At 62.6% G+C, this 16921-nt stretch carries 19 protein-coding genes and 1 riboswitch; of the genes, 2 read left to right on the forward strand and 17 right to left on the reverse strand.

Going from position 1 to position 16921, the window contains the following annotated elements; genetic code table 11:
• Nucleotides 1-11: 11 nt before the first annotated feature.
• The 13 genes from CAF79_RS29500 to cobO all read right to left on the reverse strand — a co-directional run bounded on the left by CAF79_RS29500 (nt 12) and on the right by cobO (nt 10808).
• Nucleotides 12-134: a hypothetical protein gene (locus CAF79_RS29500; protein ID WP_256574712.1), complete on the reverse strand. Its 123-nt coding sequence runs from the start codon at nt 132-134 to the stop codon at nt 12-14.
• Nucleotides 131-1339 (reverse strand): MFS transporter, encoded by a 1209-nt coding sequence (locus CAF79_RS18445; protein WP_085699312.1) that lies wholly within the window; start codon nt 1337-1339, stop codon nt 131-133. Before CAF79_RS18445 ends, CAF79_RS29500 begins: the two co-directional genes overlap by 4 nt.
• Nucleotides 1340-1393: 54 nt before the next feature.
• The gene (locus tag CAF79_RS18450) at nt 1394-1798 is read right to left on the reverse strand and encodes a MarR family winged helix-turn-helix transcriptional regulator (RefSeq protein ID WP_007950413.1); all 405 of its coding nucleotides are present in this window, start codon (nt 1796-1798) and stop codon (nt 1394-1396) included.
• A 43-nt stretch (nt 1799-1841) separates the two neighbouring features.
• Complete coding sequence (locus CAF79_RS18455) at nt 1842-2573, reverse strand: adenosylcobinamide-GDP ribazoletransferase (protein WP_085699314.1); 732 nt, start codon at nt 2571-2573, stop codon at nt 1842-1844.
• A 1-nt stretch (nt 2574) separates the two neighbouring features.
• Nucleotides 2575-3150: an alpha-ribazole phosphatase family protein gene (cobC, locus tag CAF79_RS18460; RefSeq protein ID WP_085699316.1), complete on the reverse strand. Its 576-nt coding sequence runs from the start codon at nt 3148-3150 to the stop codon at nt 2575-2577.
• The gene (gene cobT, locus CAF79_RS18465; protein WP_085699318.1) at nt 3147-4202 is read right to left on the reverse strand and encodes a nicotinate-nucleotide--dimethylbenzimidazole phosphoribosyltransferase; all 1056 of its coding nucleotides are present in this window, start codon (nt 4200-4202) and stop codon (nt 3147-3149) included. Before cobT ends, cobC begins: the two co-directional genes overlap by 4 nt.
• On the reverse strand, nt 4199-4720 hold the full coding sequence (gene cobU / locus CAF79_RS18470) for a bifunctional adenosylcobinamide kinase/adenosylcobinamide-phosphate guanylyltransferase (protein WP_085699320.1): 522 nt from the start codon (nt 4718-4720) through the stop codon (nt 4199-4201). The genes cobT and cobU overlap by 4 nt, the downstream gene beginning before the upstream one ends.
• A 79-nt stretch (nt 4721-4799) precedes the next feature.
• On the reverse strand, nt 4800-6251 hold the full coding sequence (locus CAF79_RS18475) for a cobyric acid synthase (RefSeq protein WP_085699322.1): 1452 nt from the start codon (nt 6249-6251) through the stop codon (nt 4800-4802).
• Nucleotides 6248-7255: a threonine-phosphate decarboxylase CobD gene (cobD, locus tag CAF79_RS18480; RefSeq protein WP_085699324.1), complete on the reverse strand. Its 1008-nt coding sequence runs from the start codon at nt 7253-7255 to the stop codon at nt 6248-6250. The genes CAF79_RS18475 and cobD overlap by 4 nt, the downstream gene beginning before the upstream one ends.
• Entirely contained in the window at nt 7248-8156 is a 909-nt protein-coding gene (gene cbiB / locus CAF79_RS18485; RefSeq protein WP_085699326.1) for an adenosylcobinamide-phosphate synthase CbiB, read from the reverse strand. Before cbiB ends, cobD begins: the two co-directional genes overlap by 8 nt.
• On the reverse strand, nt 8153-8803 hold the full coding sequence (bluB, locus tag CAF79_RS18490) for a 5,6-dimethylbenzimidazole synthase (protein WP_085699328.1): 651 nt from the start codon (nt 8801-8803) through the stop codon (nt 8153-8155). Before bluB ends, cbiB begins: the two co-directional genes overlap by 4 nt.
• Nucleotides 8800-10200 (reverse strand): cobyrinate a,c-diamide synthase, encoded by a 1401-nt coding sequence (locus CAF79_RS18495; protein ID WP_085699330.1) that lies wholly within the window; start codon nt 10198-10200, stop codon nt 8800-8802. The genes bluB and CAF79_RS18495 overlap by 4 nt, the downstream gene beginning before the upstream one ends.
• Complete coding sequence (gene cobO / locus CAF79_RS18500) at nt 10197-10808, reverse strand: cob(I)yrinic acid a,c-diamide adenosyltransferase (RefSeq protein ID WP_085699332.1); 612 nt, start codon at nt 10806-10808, stop codon at nt 10197-10199. Before cobO ends, CAF79_RS18495 begins: the two co-directional genes overlap by 4 nt.
• Before the next feature lie 80 nt (nt 10809-10888).
• Nucleotides 10889-11115: riboswitch (cobalamin riboswitch) on the reverse strand.
• Nucleotides 11116-11281: 166 nt separating this feature from the next.
• Between cobO and CAF79_RS18505 the strand changes: the two genes are divergently transcribed.
• Together CAF79_RS18505 and CAF79_RS18510 are read left to right on the forward strand one after the other, a co-directional pair.
• Nucleotides 11282-11866: a hypothetical protein gene (locus CAF79_RS18505; protein ID WP_085699334.1), complete on the forward strand. Its 585-nt coding sequence runs from the start codon at nt 11282-11284 to the stop codon at nt 11864-11866.
• Nucleotides 11867-11931: 65 nt separating this feature from the next.
• On the forward strand, nt 11932-13245 hold the full coding sequence (locus CAF79_RS18510; protein WP_085699336.1) for a sorbosone dehydrogenase family protein: 1314 nt from the start codon (nt 11932-11934) through the stop codon (nt 13243-13245).
• A gap of 65 nt (nt 13246-13310) precedes the next feature.
• Here the strand turns inward: CAF79_RS18510 and CAF79_RS18515 are convergent, their stop codons facing one another.
• The 4 genes from CAF79_RS18515 to CAF79_RS18530 all read right to left on the reverse strand — a co-directional run bounded on the left by CAF79_RS18515 (nt 13311) and on the right by CAF79_RS18530 (nt 16890).
• Entirely contained in the window at nt 13311-13847 is a 537-nt protein-coding gene (locus tag CAF79_RS18515; RefSeq protein WP_085699338.1) for a C40 family peptidase, read from the reverse strand.
• 219 nt (nt 13848-14066) lie between these two features.
• Nucleotides 14067-14687 (reverse strand): C40 family peptidase, encoded by a 621-nt coding sequence (locus CAF79_RS18520; RefSeq protein WP_007950397.1) that lies wholly within the window; start codon nt 14685-14687, stop codon nt 14067-14069.
• A 214-nt stretch (nt 14688-14901) separates the two neighbouring features.
• Entirely contained in the window at nt 14902-15606 is a 705-nt protein-coding gene (gene hda / locus CAF79_RS18525) for a DnaA regulatory inactivator Hda (protein ID WP_007950396.1), read from the reverse strand.
• Between the two features lie 210 nt (nt 15607-15816).
• Nucleotides 15817-16890, reverse strand: a complete 1074-nt coding sequence (locus CAF79_RS18530; RefSeq protein ID WP_085699340.1) for an AI-2E family transporter — start codon at nt 16888-16890, stop codon at nt 15817-15819.
• Between the last annotated feature and the right edge of the window lie 31 nt (nt 16891-16921).

A 16921-nucleotide genomic window follows, 5' to 3' on the forward strand; every position in this document is an offset into this window, starting at 1 on the left:
CTCCCGCCGGTCTAGCAAGCACCCATGCCCAACTGCATCAGCGCCAGCCCGCCCCGATGCCAGCCCCACCACACCAGCGCCAGCAACGCGGCACCGAGTGCGGTGATGACGATCTGCGGCCAATAACGGTTCATGCAGCGCTCGCACGCGTTTGCAGGCGCTCGACCGGGCGCTCGCGCACCGGCCAGTTCAGCGCCGCCGCCAGCAGGCTCAAGAGAATCGCCACTTGCCAGATCAAGTCATAACTCCCGGTCCGGTCGTACACCACCCCGCCCAGCCAGCCGCCAAGGAACGAACCCAATTGATGGAACAGGAACACGATACCGCCGAGCATGGACAGATTCCGCACACCAAACAAGGTCGCCACCGTACCGTTGGTCAACGGCACCGTCGACAGCCACAGGAAGCCCATGGCCATGCCGAACAGATAGGCCGAGGTCGTCGTCACCGGCAGCCACAGGAACAGCACGATCACCACGGCGCGCAACAGATAAAGTCCGGTCAGCAGACGCGGCTTGGACATGCGCCCGCCGAGCCAACCGGCGGTGTAAGTGCCGAAGATATTGAACAGACCGATCAACGCCAGCACCGTGGTGCCGACACTTGCAGGCAGATGCTGATCGACCAGATACGCCGGCAGGTGGACGCCGATGAACACCACCTGAAACCCGCAGACGAAAAAGCCGAACGCCAGCAGCCAGAAACCGGAATGCGAGCAAGCCTCACGCAGGGCTTCGGACAGGGTTTGTTCATGGCCCAGCACCGGCAGCGGTTTGTCCTTGAGCATGCTCACCAGCGGCACGATCAGCGCCACCAGCAGGCCCAGCACCAGCAATGCCGCCGACCAGCCGAGCCAGCCGATCAGCCCGAGGGTGCCGGGCAGCATGGCGAACTGGCCGAAAGAACCGGCAGCACTGGCGATGCCCATGCCCATGCTGCGTTTTTCCGGCGGCACAGCACGGCCGACCACGCCGAGGATCACCGAGAACGAGGTGCCGGAGAGCCCGATGCCGATCAGCAGACCGGCACTCAGAGACAGGCCCAGCGCGGTTTCCGACAGGCCCATGAACACCAGGCCCAAGGCGTACAGCACACCACCGATCAATACCACTTTTGCCGCGCCGAAGCGGTCGGCCAGTGCGCCGGTAAACGGCTGCGCCAGACCCCAGATCAGGTTCTGCAAGGCGATGGCGAACGCGAACACTTCACGGCCCCAGCCGAACTGCGCGCTCATCGGCGACAGAAACAGCCCGAAACCGTGCCGCACGCCCAATGACAACGCCAGAATCAGCGCACTCCCCAGCAACACCCAACCGCACGTACGCCACATCGAACTCATTGTTATTCTCCAGTCGCGGGTATATACCCGCTTAGATTCGGAAAAAACCGGCCCTCAGGCCAGTTCATCCAACAGCCGCAGCAAGGTTTCACGCTTCTCGGCACCCAGTCGGTCGATCAACCGCTGCTGCGCCGCTTCCCAGGCCGGCAAAGCCGCTGCCAGTCGTTGCGCACCGGTTTCGGTGAGCCGGACGATGCGGTTGCGCATGTCTTCGCCCTCGGCCAGCGCCACCAGCCCTTCGCCTTCCAGCACCCGCAGATTGCGCCCGAGGGTGCTGCGATCCAGCCCCATCGCTTCGGCCAGTTCGGAAATGCTCGGTTGATCCAGGCGCTGCAGATTGCACAGCAAAGAATACTGGGCAACGTTGATCCCGAAGCCGTCGAGAGCGCCGTCGTAATGCCTGCTGACGCCACGGGCGGCGCGTCGCAGGTTGGTGCACAAACACTGAGAAGGAAGCATGATGCGTGTATATACCCGCAAGTCTGTTAAATCAAGTTACAGATCAAAACAAAGCCAGCCCGACCAGCACCGACATCTCCAATAATTCCAGCAACGCACCCGCCGTATCTCCTGTGGTTCCGCCCAGTCGCCGCACCATCAGATGCCTTAGCCAGATGAACACGACGACCGCCAGCAACAACGCCACGACCGCGTTAAGCCCGGCGATCACCACACATGCCGCTGCACTCAGCGCCAGCACCTGCCAACCCGTCTTGCGCGGCAGATGATCGGCCAGCGCCTGCCCCAATCCACCGGCCCGCACATAGGCAGTGGTGAGGAACAGCCCGAGCAGCGCCGCACGCCCGATCAGCGGGACGAAGATCAACGTCATACCCTGCTTCTGCTCGATCAAGGCCAGCAACGCGGCGAACTTGAGCAGCAACACCAGCACCAGCGTCACTACGGCGATCGGCCCGCTGCGCGGATCCTTCATGATCGTCAGCGTGCGCTCGCGATCACCGAAACCACCGAGCCACGCATCGGCGCTGTCCGCCAGGCCATCAAGGTGCAACGCGCCGCTGAGCAGCACCCACACCGTCAGCAACAGCGCCGCGTGCAGCAGCAACGGCGCGCCCGCCAGCACAAAGTTGAGCGCCCAGAGAATCACACCGAACAACAACCCCACCAGCGGATAAAACAGCGGCGAGCGGCCGAGCTGTTCAGGGGTCGGCATGCCCGGCAGACGAATCGGCAGGCTGCTGAGAAATTGCAGGGCGATCCACAGAGGCAGCATGTCAGCACACCTCCTTGAGCGAACCATCAGCCGAGACGATCAGCGAAAACAGTGCGCCATGAGCGACTTCGACATTGAGCAGTTGTTCACGGGGCAAACCACGGGCCCGCGCCAGCAGCAGACGGATGACGCCGCCATGACTGACCAGCAACACCCGCTCGCCGCCGTGTGCCGCGTGCAGTCGCATCACCGCCGCCAGCACCCGCGCAGAGAAATCGCTGACCGGCTCACCCTGCGGCGGGGTAAACCCGTAGGGATCCGCCCAGAAAAGACCCAGCGCCTCGGCATCGGTTTCCATCAACGCCGCCGCACTCTGCCCTTCCCAGGCACCGAAATGCAGCTCCTGCAGATTTTTGTCCAGAGATACCGGCAGATCCCGCTGCGCGCTCAATTCCTCAGCGAAGCGCGCGCAACGCTGCAACGGCGAGCTGACCAGCCGATCCCACGGCCCTTTTCCGATCACCGCTTCGCGCATTTGCGCCCAGCCTTTTTCGGTCAGCGCATCGTCAAGACTGCCGCGCAGGCCGCCGCCGAGTTCGGTTTCACCGTGGCGCAGCAGATCCAGACGCAAAGTCATGCCGGGCGATCCGCCACCGCCGCTTCGGCGAAGGTTGCCATCTGGCCGTGCAGATCGCAGGCCAGACGCAACAACGGCACCGCCAGCGCCGCACCACTGCCCTCCCCCAGACGCAGAGCCAGTTCGAGCAGCGGTTCAGCGCCAAGGGTTTCCAGCACATGGCGATGGCCCGGCTCCGCACCACGATGACCGAACAGCAACCATTCACGGCAGGCCGGATTCAGGCGTACCGCCACCAACGCGGCGACCGTGCAGATGAAACCGTCCACCAGCACCGCCACACCTTCCTGAGCACACGCCAGATACGCGCCAACCAACGCTGCAATCTCGAAGCCGCCGAGATTGAACAGGGTCTGCAACGCATCACCGCGCTGTGCCGCATGCAGCGCCAGCGCCCGCTCGATCACCTGCGCCTTATGGCTGACGCCTTCGGCATTCAGCCCGGTGCCGGGGCCGGTCAGGTGCGCCACCGGGCAATCCAGCAAAGCACAAGCCAGCGCACTGGCGGCGGTAGTGTTGCCAATGCCCATTTCACCGCCGATGAACAATTGCGCGCCCGCCGCCTTCGCGCGCAGCACGCTGTCGCGGCCGCCCTGCAAGGCGAGTTCGCCCTGGGCCCGAGTCATCGCTGCGCCCTTGGCGAAATTCGCCGTGCCCGGACCGATGTTCAGGTGACGCACACCTGGCAGGTTCAACGACGGGGTCACGGTGCCCAGATCCACCACTTCCAGCTGCGCGCCGAGTTGCCGCGCCAGCACGCTGATCGCCGCGCCGCCGCTGACGAAGTTCAGCAGCATCTGCCCGGTAACTTCCTGCGGAAACGCAGAAACGCCTTCGGCGACAACGCCGTGGTCGCCGGCAAAAATCGCGATCCAGACCTGATCGAGGTTCGGCTTGATCCGGCCCTGCAACCCGGCCAGTTGCACCGCCACCGATTCGAGCTGCCCGAGGGAGCCGGCGGGTTTGGTCAATTGCTGTTGACGCGCCGCCGCGTTTTCAACGGCTTGCGCATCCACCGGTTTGCACGGATTCAGCCACCAGGCTTGGGTCATAACGCAGGTCCTTTCAAAGTCAGGGGCAGGCCGGCGACCGTCAGGACGACTCGCTGACAACGCTCGGCCAGAGCTTGATGCAGCCAACCGGCTTCATCGACGTAGCGGCGAGTCAATTCGCCCAGCGGCACGACACCCATTCCGGTCTCGTTGCTGACAAAAATGATTTCACCCGGCAGCGACGCCAGGCATTCAAGCAACGCTTCGCGTTCGGCGGCGAGGCGTTCGACGTCTTCGAGCATCAGCAGATTGGTCAGCCACAGGGTCAGGCAATCCACCAGCAGGCAACGGTCGGGGCTGGCGGTTTCGCGCAGCACCCGAGCCAGCTCCAGCGGCTCTTCGATCAACGCCCACTCGGCTGGACGCCGCGCGCGATGATGGGCGACGCGTTCATTCATCTCGCCATCCAGCGGCTGGCTGGTGGCGATGTAAGTGACGGCCAGCGCGCTCTCAGTGGCGAGTTTTTCGGCCAGGCGACTTTTGCCGGAGCGGGCGCCGCCGAGGATCAGTTGGAGCATGGATAAATCCTATAAATATCAGTGCTACAGCTACCGTCTTCGCGAGCAAGCTCGCTCGCGAGGGGCCGGCATGGGCAAATCACATTCCACAGAGTTGACGCAACAAATCAGTGTCCAGATGTTTTTCCACCAGATCCGCCAGCCGCTCGATATCGCGTTCGCGCAGGCCGTGATAATCCACCTCCTGCACATCGCTCAGTCCGGCCCAGCGCAACAGGGCCGCACTGGCCGCCGGCGATTCGAACAGGCCGTGCAGGTAAGTGCCGAAAATCTGCCCGTCGAGACTTTGCGCGCCGTCGCAGCGACCGTCGTCCAGACGCACAGCCGCCTTTTCCAGCGCCGCTCCCGTCGTCACGCCCGCATGAATTTCATAGCCACTGACCTCGGCATCTTCCAGCGCCAGACGCCCGCGCACATTGCGCAACTGTTTTTCGGCTTCGAGCTGCGTTTCAAACGCCAGCAACCCCAGACCGGCGCTGGAACCCGGTGCGCCTTCCAGGCCCAACGGATCGTGCACCTGCTCGCCGAGCATTTGCAGACCGCCGCAAATCCCCAGCAACTTGCCGCCATAGCGCAGATGCCGGCTGATGGCGGTCTCCCAGCCATTGGCGCGCAGATAGGCCAAATCGCTGCGCACGCTTTTCGAGCCCGGCAGAATGATCAGGTCGGCCGGCGGAATCGCCTGCCCCGGGCCGATGAATTGCAGATCCACCTGAGGATGCAGACGCAGCGGATCGAAATCGGTGTGGTTGCTGATGCGCGGCAGCACCGGCACCATCACTTTCAGGACTTGCTCGACCTTGTCGGTCTGGCGCTGATCAATGCCGTCCTCGGCCTCCAGATGCAGATCCATCACATACGGCAGTACGCCCACCACCGGTTTTCCGGTGCGCTGCTCCAGCCAGTCGAGGCCCGGTTGCAGCAAGGCGATGTCGCCGCGAAAACGGTTGATGATGAAGCCCTTGACTCGCGCCTGCTCGCTCGGCGACAGCAGTTCCAGCGTGCCCACCAGATGGGCAAACACGCCGCCACGATTAATGTCGGCGATCAACAGCACCGGACAGTCCACCGCTTCGGCGAAGCCCATGTTGGCGATGTCGCCGGCGCGCAGATTGATCTCTGCCGGCGAGCCTGCGCCTTCGACCATGACCAGCGCATACGCGGTGCTCAAGCGCTCATGGGAAGCGAGCACGGCCTGCATGGCGATGGCTTTGTAGTCGTGATAGGCGACGGCGTTCATGCTGGTGACCGCACGGCCGTGGATGATGACCTGGGCACCAGTGTCGCTGTTGGGCTTGAGCAGCACCGGGTTCATGTCGGTGTGCGGTTCGAGAAACGCCGCCTGGGCCTGCACCGCTTGCGCGCGGCCGATCTCGCCGCCGTCGGCAGTCACCGCGCTGTTGAGCGCCATGTTCTGCGGTTTGAACGGCACCACGGCAACGCCCTGACGGGTCGCCCAGCGGCACAGTGCCGTCACCAGCGTGCTTTTGCCGGCATCGGAGGTGGTGCCCTGCACCATCAATGTGGTCATGCGGTTTTTTCCTTGGAACAATGCTTGGCGAATGCTTGCAGGGCTTGCTCAAGGCGCGCCTCGTCCGCGGCATCGGCGGGCAACCCGAATCGCAGGCTGCTGTTGTGCGCGAACAGGCGCAGAAGAATGCCGCGTCGAGCCATGAATTCATGCAGCGCGGCGGCCTGTTCGGTGATCAACCACTGAAACAGCGCGCAGCCGCCTTGCGGTTTGAAGCCATAACGTTCGAGCAGCGCAGCCAGCCGCTCGCTGGCCTCGTCGCTGCGAATCCGCTGACGCGTGTGGCCTTCGGTGTCGCGCAGACAGGCCTGCCCCAGCACACGAGTCGGCCCGCTGACTGCCCAGGGCCCGACCTGTTCGGCCAGCAACCGGAGCAACTTGCGCTCGGCCAGCACGAACCCCAGCCGCACACCGGCCAGACCAAAAAACTTGCCGAACGAGCGCAGCACGATCAACCCCACTTGATGCGCATGGGGGGCGAGACTCAACTGCGGTGTGTTGTCCATGAACGCTTCGTCGACCACCAGCCAGCCACCGCGCTGGGCCAGCCGCGCATGCCAGTCGAGCAAACGCGCCGGGGTCAGATTCAGGCCTGTCGGATTGTTCGGATTGACGACTACCAGGACGTCGAGACTGTCGAGAAAGAAATCGACTTCCTGCTCCAGCACCTCACGCACGATGTAGCCACTGCGCCGCCAGGCTTCGGCATGCTCGGCATAACATGGCGACAGCACGCCGACCTTGCCGGCCCGGCGCAATCGCGGCAACAACTGAATGGCCATCTGTGAACCGGCCACCGGTAGCAAACTGTTGGCCCCATAGTAATCGCAGGCAGCCTGCTCCAGACCGTCATCGTTCTCCGGCAAACGTGCCCAGGCTCGCAGCGGAATCTCCGGGACCGGAAACGGCCACGGCGCCAGGCCTGTGGACAGGTCGAGCCAGTCTTCTTCCGCGATACCGTATTCGAGCGCCGCCCTGCGCAACCGGCCACCGTGCTCAAGCATAGAATTCAGCCCCCACGCAGAGAATCAGCAGCCATAACCATACCCCGCGCCGGACCAATTGCCAGCCGCGATCAATGGAATCGGCATCCGCCGGCGCGCCCTCGCCCAGTTGCGGACGCTCGTGCAGCTCGCCGTGGTAGATCGCCGGGCCACCCAGCTCGACGCCCAAGGCACCTGCGCCGGCAGCCATCACCGGGCCGGCGTTCGGGCTGTCCCATTTCGGCGCCTGAGTGCGCCAGCATTTCAACGCGAGTCGGGTATTGCCCAGCAGCGCGTAGGTCAACGCCACCAGCCGCGCAGGAATGTAGTTGAGGATGTCGTCGATTTTTGCCGCCGCCCAGCCGAATCGCTCGAAGCGCTCGTTGCGATAGCCCCACATCGCATCAAGTGTATTGCTCAGACGATAAAGCACCACGCCCGGCGCACCGGCCACGACAAACCAGAACAGCGCGGCGAACACCGCATCGCTACCGTTTTCCAGTACCGATTCGGTGGCGGCCCGGGCGACGGCGGTGCTGTCCAGCTCATCGGTCTGTCGACTGACCAGATAACCCACACGCTTGCGCGCCTCCTCCAGATCATCGCTGCGCAGGGCCTTGGCGACCGGCTCGACGTGCTCACCCAGGCTGCGCATGCCGAGGGCGCAATACAGCGCAAGAATCTCGACGATCCAGCCCACATACGGCGCCCAGGACAACGCGGTGGCCAGCAGGGTCAGCGGCAACACCGCGATCACCCACGCGGTGACGCCATGGCTGCGCCAACCACGACCGGCGCTGTTGAAACGTTGCTCGATGCGCCCGGCGAAATTGCCGAACGCCACCAGCGGATGCCAGTGCTTCGGCTCACCCAGCAGCGCATCCAGCGCAACTGCGGCGACACTCAACAACGCCACACTCATTGACTCACTCCCCAGAAATTTTCATACAGCAACTCATTGAGCGGACGCTCCTGCGCCCAACCTTCGAGTACCAGCATCGGCGCCGGATAGAATTCCTTGACCGGCCCCAGGCAAAGCACCGCCAGCGGCTTGGCCCCGGCCGGCAGTTTCAGCAGATCGGCCAGTGCCTGCGGCTCGAACAGCGACACCCAGCCCATGCCCAGGCCTTCGGCACGCGCGGCCAGCCACAGGTTCTGGATCGCGCAGGACAGCGACGCCATGTCCATTTCCGGCAGCGTACGGCGGCCAAAAATGTGTCGCTCGCGATCGTCCATCAACGCAGCCACCAGCACTTCGGCGCAGTCGCTGATGCCTTCGACCTTGAGCTTCATGAACTCGTCGCTGCGCTCGCCGAGGGCTTCGGCGGTGCGCACGCGTTCTTCTTCAACAAGGTTCTGGATCTGGCCACGCAAGGCGCGGTCGCTGATGCGGATGAAGCGCCACGGCTGCATCAGGCCGACGCTCGGTGCCTGATGTGCCGCCTCAAGCAATCGGCGCAACAGTTCCGGCTCGACCGTGCCACCGCTGAAGTGGCGCATGTCGCGGCGTTCGGCGATGGCGCGGTAGACCGCTTGGCGCTCGGCGTCAGTGAAGGCGTTGTCGGTCATGGCCCCATCGCTGGCAAGCCAGCTCCCACAACGGATTGCGTTTCTTCAGACATCACACCGCCCACTGTGGGAGCTGGCTTGCCAGCGATGGGGGCCTTATGGTCGGGCGCAAATAATATTGCGATAGCTGCAGGATTGGACGGGAAATAGAAATGCACGTACGAGGCGGTCATCCGCCCTTGCCTGTAAACCGCTTCCGCGCCGCGCCCGCCATTGGGGCTGTGGCCACGGGCGATTGGCGTCAGTTCGGTGGTGGTCAGGGAATGGTGATAGGTGTGGCCGCGCAACTGGCCTTCCGGCAAGTCGACTTCTTGCAGCGCCAGCGCGGCGAGGCGCTTTTGCATCACGGCGTCGCCACTCAACAGGCCGACCAGATCAGCGCGGGTGCCTTCGACATCAGTCAGCGAGTCGAGCAGGTACAGCATGCCGCCACATTCGGCGAGCAGCGGTTTGCCGGCCGCATGGTGCGCGCGGATCGCTTTGAGCATGTCGGCGTTCTGCGACAAGGCAACGTGGTGCAATTCCGGATAGCCGCCGGGCAGGTACAAGCTGTCGGCGTCGGGCAGTTGCCTGTCGCGGATCGGCGAGAAGAAACTCAATTCGGCGCCCATCGCCCGAAGCAAGTCGAGACTGGCGCCGTAGGTAAAGGCGAAAGCTTCGTCGCGGGCGACAGCGATTCGCACGCCTTCGAGCAGCCTTTCGGTCTTGCCGATTTCAGGCGCGGCGAACTCCACGGCCGGTGGCAGCGCTACCTCGCAAGTGCCGGCCAGCGCTTCGGCGGCGGCGTCGAGGCGCACGTCGAGGTCATTGAGTTCGCTGGCCTGCACCAGACCGAGATGGCGGCTCGGCAGTTCGATCCCGGTTTCCCGGGACAACGCGCCGTACCAGCGCAGGCCTTCGGTGAGGCTGCCTTCGAGCAACTGCGCATGACGCACGGTGCCGACACGGTTGGCCAGCACGCCGGCGAACGGCAAGTCCGGCTGATAGCGCGCCAGCCCCAGGGCCAACGCGCCGAAGGTCTGGGCCATCGCGGTGCCGTCGATCACGCCGAGCACCGGCACGCCGAAATGCCGGGCCAGATCGGCGCTCGACGGCGTGCCGTCGAACAAGCCCATCACGCCCTCGATCAGAATCAGATCGGCTTCGGCGGCGGCTTCCCACAACAGGCGTCGACTTTCCTGCTCGCCGACCATCCACATGTCCAGTTGATAGACCGGCGCACCGCTGGCGCGCTCGAGGATCATCGGGTCGAGAAAGTCCGGGCCGCATTTGAACACGCGAACCTTGCGCCCCTGATTGCGATGCAAACGGGCCAGCGCGGCGGTGACGGTGGTCTTGCCCTGACCGGAAGCCGGCGCGGCGATCAGGACCGCCGGGCAGTGACGTGGTTGATTCAAAGTTCGACGCCTTTCTGCGCTTTGATGCCGGCCTGGAAGGCGTGCTTGATCATGCCCATTTCGGTGACGGTGTCGCCCATCTCGAGCATTTCCGGTTTGGCGGCGCGACCGGTGACGATCACATGCTGCATCGGCGGACGGGCCTGCAGATCGCTGAGCACCTGATCCAGATCGAGGTAACCGTGCTTGAGGGCGATGTTCAGTTCATCGAGCACCACCAGACCGATCGACGGATCACGCAGCAGCTCGCGGGAGACTGCCCAGGCCGCTTCGGCGGCGGCGATGTCACGCTGACGGTCCTGTGTTTCCCAGGTGAAGCCCTCGCCCATTACATGGAAGCGCACTTGCTCGGGGAAACGACGAAAGAAAAGCTCTTCGCCAGTACTGTTGCGGCCCTTGATGAACTGCACCACACCACACTGCATGCCGTGGCCCATGGCGCGGGCGAGCATGCCGAACGCCGAGCTGCTTTTGCCTTTGCCATTGCCGGTCAGCACCAGCACCAGGCCACATTCGTCCGGCGAATTGGCGATGCGCTCGTCGATCACGGCTTTTTTGCGCTGCATGCGCGCCAGGTGGCGCTCGTCGCGTTCGGGGGAATCAGTCATGGGGGAGCTCTCCGTTGAGGCTGGATAACGGCGGGCAGGCACAAGAATAGACGGCAACAAGCCTGGCATCGCCCACCGTGATGCCGCTGGATGGATCAGGCCGGTCTCCGGGCTCATGAGCGGCTTGCGCCTGGCTGCGCGCCTTCCCGCTTTTACGCAGTGGCATCAGACGCAGCTTTTACTCATTTACCGTTGCGGGGGCAGCGCCGGGATCGTGAGGATTCATCACTTGGAGACCCGCCTCACCGGCTTCCCTGTTTCACTCTGTCGACATGCGCCACAGAGCACCTGAAACAAGCCGCGAAGGTTAGAGGGTTGGGGGTGGAGCGTCAATTGAAGAGGGTCTCGTGCGGCGAATAACTGCCGCTGATCAATTAACTGACGCCAATCTTGTGCCACACTGTCAGCAGTGATATCAAAGAGCCATGCTTTTTGACTGCAGAGAGCACATCACAATAACAAGGGAGAGCACCATGCAAGGCATGATCATCAGCAATCCGCGGCTGGAATTCCTGCGCCCGGTGCTGGAACGCTGGTTTGACTGTATCGACCGCTACAACGCCGTGCGCGGCGACAATGACACTCCTTACTGGCACGACGAAAAAGCCAACCTCGGCCTGCTGTCCGCCGCTGCCTGGATGGCCGAATTGGTGACCTTGAGCGACACCGCCACCCGCAAACAAAACGAAGAAGGCGAGCGCAATGCCCGCGCCGACCTGTTCATTGCTGGCGCCGAAGATCGCGCCTTCATCCAGGCCACCCAACGCTGGCCGCGCGTCACCAACCTGAATCTGACGCAGGCTTTGGTGGATATCACCAGCGACGCCAGGCGCATCAGCTACGCCAGCGACCTGAAACTCGGCTGCCTGTTCGTCGCCCCGCAAAAAGCCCAGCACAGCGCCAGCCCGGAAGAGTTGCAGGACATGGTCGACGACCTGCAAAAGGAACACACCTGCGCCGTCGCCTGGTACTTTCCCTACGCCTACCGCAAATTGCGCAGCGAAGCCGGCAACTATCACCCCGGCATTGCCGTGCTTTTCAAGGAAGCCCGCGGCTGAGGGTTGAACCATCGGGCTTGTGCGCTTCTCTATGACTAAGAATGCATTCATAGGGAAGATCAGCAATGCGCAAGCCCCAGCTCGTTTTCGTCATCGTGCTCGCCGGAGGGCTCGCCGCCTGTGGTGAATCCTCCAGCCTGCAAGTCTCCGACGGCACTGGCCCGTCACCGAAACTGCCCGAACCGAACAAGACCCTGATTCCGACGGTGAACATCGCCCCGGCCATCGGCTGGCCGGCCGGCGCGAAACCGACGGCAGCGGCAGGTACTCAGGTGGCAGCCTTCGCCGAAAATCTCGATCATCCGCGTTGGCTGTATGTACTGCCCAATGGCGACGTGCTGGTGGCGGAAACCAACGCTCCGCCGAAACCGGACGACAGCAAGGGCATTCGCGGCTGGGTGATGAAAAAAGTCATGGGCCGCGCGGGTGCCGGCGTCCCCAGCCCGAACCGCATCACCCTGCTGCGCGATGCCGATCATGATGGCGTGGCCGAGACCCGCACGGTGTTCCTGCAGAACCTCAACTCGCCGTTCGGCATGACTCTGGTCGGCAACGATCTGTACGTGGCCGACACCGATCGCCTGTTGCGCTTCAACTACGAGCCCGGCGCGACCGAAATCAAGAGCCAGCCGATCAAGGTCGTGGACTTGCCGGGCGGCACACTCAACCACCACTGGACCAAGAACGTCATCGCCAGCAAGGATGGCAGCAAGCTGTACGTCACCGTCGGCTCGAACAGCAACGTCGGTGAAAACGGCCTCGATCAGGAAGAAGGTCGTGCGGCGATCTGGGAAGTGGACCGCGCCACTGGCAATCACCGGATCTTTGCCTCGGGCATCCGTAATCCCAACGGCCTGGCCTGGGAGCCACAAACCGGCGCGCTGTGGACAGCCGTCAACGAGCGCGACGAAATCGGCAGCGATCTGGTGCCGGACTACATCACTTCGGTCAAGGACGGTGGTTTCTATGGGTGGCCGTTCAGCTACTACGGCCAGCACATCGACGTGCGCGTGGAACCACAGCGGCCGGACATGGTGGCCAAGGCCATCGCCCCCGACTACGCCGTCGGCCCGCACACCGCGTCACTGGGCCTGACCTTCGCCGAAGGCAATCGCCTGCCGGCGCAGTTCAAGGAAGGCGCATTCATCGGCCAGCACGGCTCGTGGAACCGCAAACCGCACAGTGGCTACAAGGTGATCTTCGTACCGTTCGCCGCTGGCAAGCCGAGCGGCACGCCAGTGGATGTGCTGACCGGTTTCCTGGACAAGGACGAGAACGCTTTGGGTCGCCCGGTCGGCGTGGTGATCGACCAGCAAGGTGGATTGCTGGTAGCCGATGACGTGGGGAACAAGGTGTGGCGGGTGTCAGCGACCCGCTAACGTATTGCAGGCATTAAAAAACCCGTGGGAGTCGTTCGACTCCCACGGGTTTTTATGTATCTGGGCTACGGGTTATGTGCCAGGTGCTCCGGCTGCAGAACGCGCTTGGCGCTCAGATAGGCTTTCTGCCAATACGCTTTCGACAGGCTGTCCAGCTTCACCGTACCGCCGGTGGCCGGGGCATGCACGAAGCGCCCTTCCCCGACGTAGATTCCCGCATGACTGACCTGAGAGCCGCCATTGGTGGCGAAGAAGATCAGGTCGCCGGTTTGCAGCCCTTCCTTGCTGACATTCGGCGCCTGCATGACGATCATCTCGCGGGTCGAACGCGGCAGGCTGATGCCGGCGGCATCACGGTAGACGAAACCGATCAGACCGCTGCAATCGAAGCCCGAATCCGGCGTGTTGCCACCCCAGCGATAAGGCGTGCCCACCAGCCCGAGCGCGCGAAACAGTACGTCTTCGGCAGCGGGTGAAAAAGCCTGGGAGGATCCGAACACGATCGGAGCGCGAACCACCGGTGCAGGCGGCGGAGTGCGGCTGGCGCAGGCGCTGAGCAGCGCAGCGAAGAACATCAAGGCAAAGCGGGCCGACATCGTCATATGCAGAACATCCTGATCTGGCTGAGGCTTTGACTGCCGATTCGACAGAAAACAAAACCGCCTGCGGTGGAACGCAGGCGGTTTGCCATCAATATAGATCAGGATTCTAGCGGCTACGCGGCAAACTTCAAGTAAGACTTTAACTTCACCTTGTAAAGTTTAGGTCTATTGCCTCTGAAAGGCCTTTTTGTCGCCACGAGCGTGGCGACAAATGCGTGGTTACTTGCGAGCGGTAACCACGGTTGGAGCGTTCGCCAAAGCGCGCTTGGCTTCGATGAAGGTCTTGCTCCAGTAGCTGTCGCCCAGGCTGTCGATGCGAACACCGCCGCTGCGACGAGAGCTGGAGTGGATGAACTGGTTGTCGCCCAGGTAGATCCCGGCGTGGCTTACACGACCGCGACGACCATTGGTGGCGAAGAACAGCAGGTCGCCCGGCTCGAGGTTGCTGCGCGAAACCAGTGGCGCATCAACGTTGATCATTTCGCGGGTGGAGCGCGGCAGGTTCATGCCGGCTTCTTCGCGGAACAGGTAGCCGATGAAACCGCTGCAATCAAAACCGGCTTCAGAGGTACCGCCGAAACGGTAACGGGTACCGATCAGGGACATGCCGCGTTCGAGGATGCTGTCGGCCAGAACCGGAAGCTGGTAAGGCTTCTTGCCGTTGAAGTCGGCGAGTTCTTTTTCGGTGTCCAGCTCTTCCTGGTAAATAACGGAAGACTGGGCGGTGGCGGAATTTTTAGCCTGTTGTTGCTGCTCTTGATTAACAGGTGAATGAGCAGCGCAACCGAACAACAGAGTGACGAGTGCGAGAGGCACGAGGGGTGCGAAGCGCTTTAGCATGGGCACGACCGTGGCTGATAGTTGTAAAGAAGCCGAGACTATGCCCGCTATCAGCCTCATTTGCAAATTCAATCGATCTTTTTGTGACTTCCCGGTTTCTCGTTAACATCTAAGCGCTTAAGCCTATTTGAATCGAGACGCAGCCTGCGCAACGCACTGGAAAGCGGGTTTTCTGGCGCCTGAAATATGCCGAAACCGGCTGAAAGCACCGGTTTTACCAGCCCAGGGTTTCTTTCAGGAAGGGAATGGTCAGCTTGCGCTGAGCCTGCAAAGAGGCCTGATCGAGCTGTTCCAGCAGATCGAAAAGCGCGCTCATGCTGCGGGTACCGCGAGTCAGAATAAAATGCCCGACCTCGTCGGTCAGGTGCAGACCACGACGGGATGCGCGCAATTGCAGGGCACGCAATTTGTCTTCATCGGAGAGAGGACGCATCTGGAAAATCAGCGCCAGGGTCAGGCGCGATTTCAGGTCGGCAAGCTTGATCGGCAGTTCACGCGGCGAGGTCGAGGCGGCGATCAGCAAGCGGCGACCGCTGTCACGCAGACGGTTGAACAGATGAAACATCGCCTCTTCCCAGTCCGCCTTGCCGGCAATCACCTGCAAGTCGTCCAGGCAGACCAGTTCGTACTGTTCGAGGTTGTCGAGAATTTCGATGCCGCGATCCATCAACTCGGCCAGCGGCAGGTACACCGCCGGCTCGCCCATCTGTTCGAAGCGCAGGCACGCGGCCTGCAACAGATGCGTACGCCCCACCCCGTGCTTGCCCCACAGATAGATCAGGCTTTCGGTCCAGCCGGCGTCGGCTTCGCATAGACGCTCGACATAGCCGAGTGCAGCGGCATTGGCGCCTGGGTAGTAGTTGATGAAGGTGGCGTCGTCACGCAGACGCACACCTAGGGGCAGCTGAATCGGTTTCATGCTGACTGAACAGTTCCCAAGGAACCGTTAGTGGCCTCTGTGTAAAGTGAGCGAAGTTTATACCCGTGAAGCGGAGCGCACAATGCGACAGACCCCAAGCAAAATCAAAGGTTTGCGTTAACGTGCTGGTTTTATGACAGTTTCTTTGGCGCCATGGCCTGCATGAGACGGGCCAACCCGGCAATCCACCGGGCGGCCCGCACGTCACGATTACAACTCCGGCTCATCCGCCCCGCTATAGATGTCCGAATCCTTGTACAGATCGTGGACATGCCGCACCAGCACCATGATCACCGCCGCCACCGGCAATGCCAGCAGCACACCAGTGAAGCCGAACAGCTCGCCACCGGCCAGAATCGCAAAGATCACCGCCACCGGGTGCAGGCCGATCCGGTCCCCCACCAGCAAGGGCGTCAGCACCATGCCTTCCAGGGCCTGACCGACCATGAACACCGCCACGATGCCGATCATTGGATACAGATCGCCACCGAACTGGAACAACCCGGCAATCAACGCCGCACCGATACCGATCACGAACCCCATGTACGGAACAATCGCCGCCAGCCCCGCGATCAGACCGATCAACAGACCCAGCTCCAGCCCGACAATCATCAGGCCCGCCGCATAAATCACGCCCAGCGCCAGCATCACCAGCAACTGCCCGCGCACGAACGCGCCCAGCACTTCATGGCACTCACCCGCCAGCGCCACCACACGCTCTTCGCGATCACGGGGCAGCAGGCCACGGATCTTGGCCATCATCACGTCCCAGTCACGCAGCAGGTAAAAGCTCACCACCGGGATCAGCACCAGATTTGCCAGCCAGCCGATCAGCGCCAGACTTGACGCCGTCGCCTGACTCAGCACCACACCGACGATGTCGGTGGTCTGACCCATGTGTTCGCTGATCGCGGCCTTGACCTTGTCGAACTTCCAGAAGCCGTCCGACAACCCCAGTTTCGATTGCGCCCATGGCACAGCAGTGTGCTGCAACCAGTCGAGCATTTGCGGCGCCAGTTCGTACAGCCGCAGCAATTGCCTGGCGAGCATCGGCACCAGCACCAGCAACAACGCGGTGACGATCAGGGTGAACAGGGCGAACACCGCAATCACACCCCAGGTGCGCGACAGCCCCAGACGCTCCAGACGATCGACGAGCGGATCGAACAGATAGGCGAGCAACAGCGCCACCAGGAACGGCGTGAGAATCGGATGCAGCAACCAGACAAACGCGCAAAGCAGGAGCACCCCACCGAGCCAGAACCAACGCCGCGTATCGGCCATGTAACACTCCATTGCTTATATATAAGAAAGA

Source organism: Pseudomonas sp. B26(2017), assembly GCF_002113045.1.
GTDB lineage: Bacteria > Pseudomonadota > Gammaproteobacteria > Pseudomonadales > Pseudomonadaceae > Aquipseudomonas.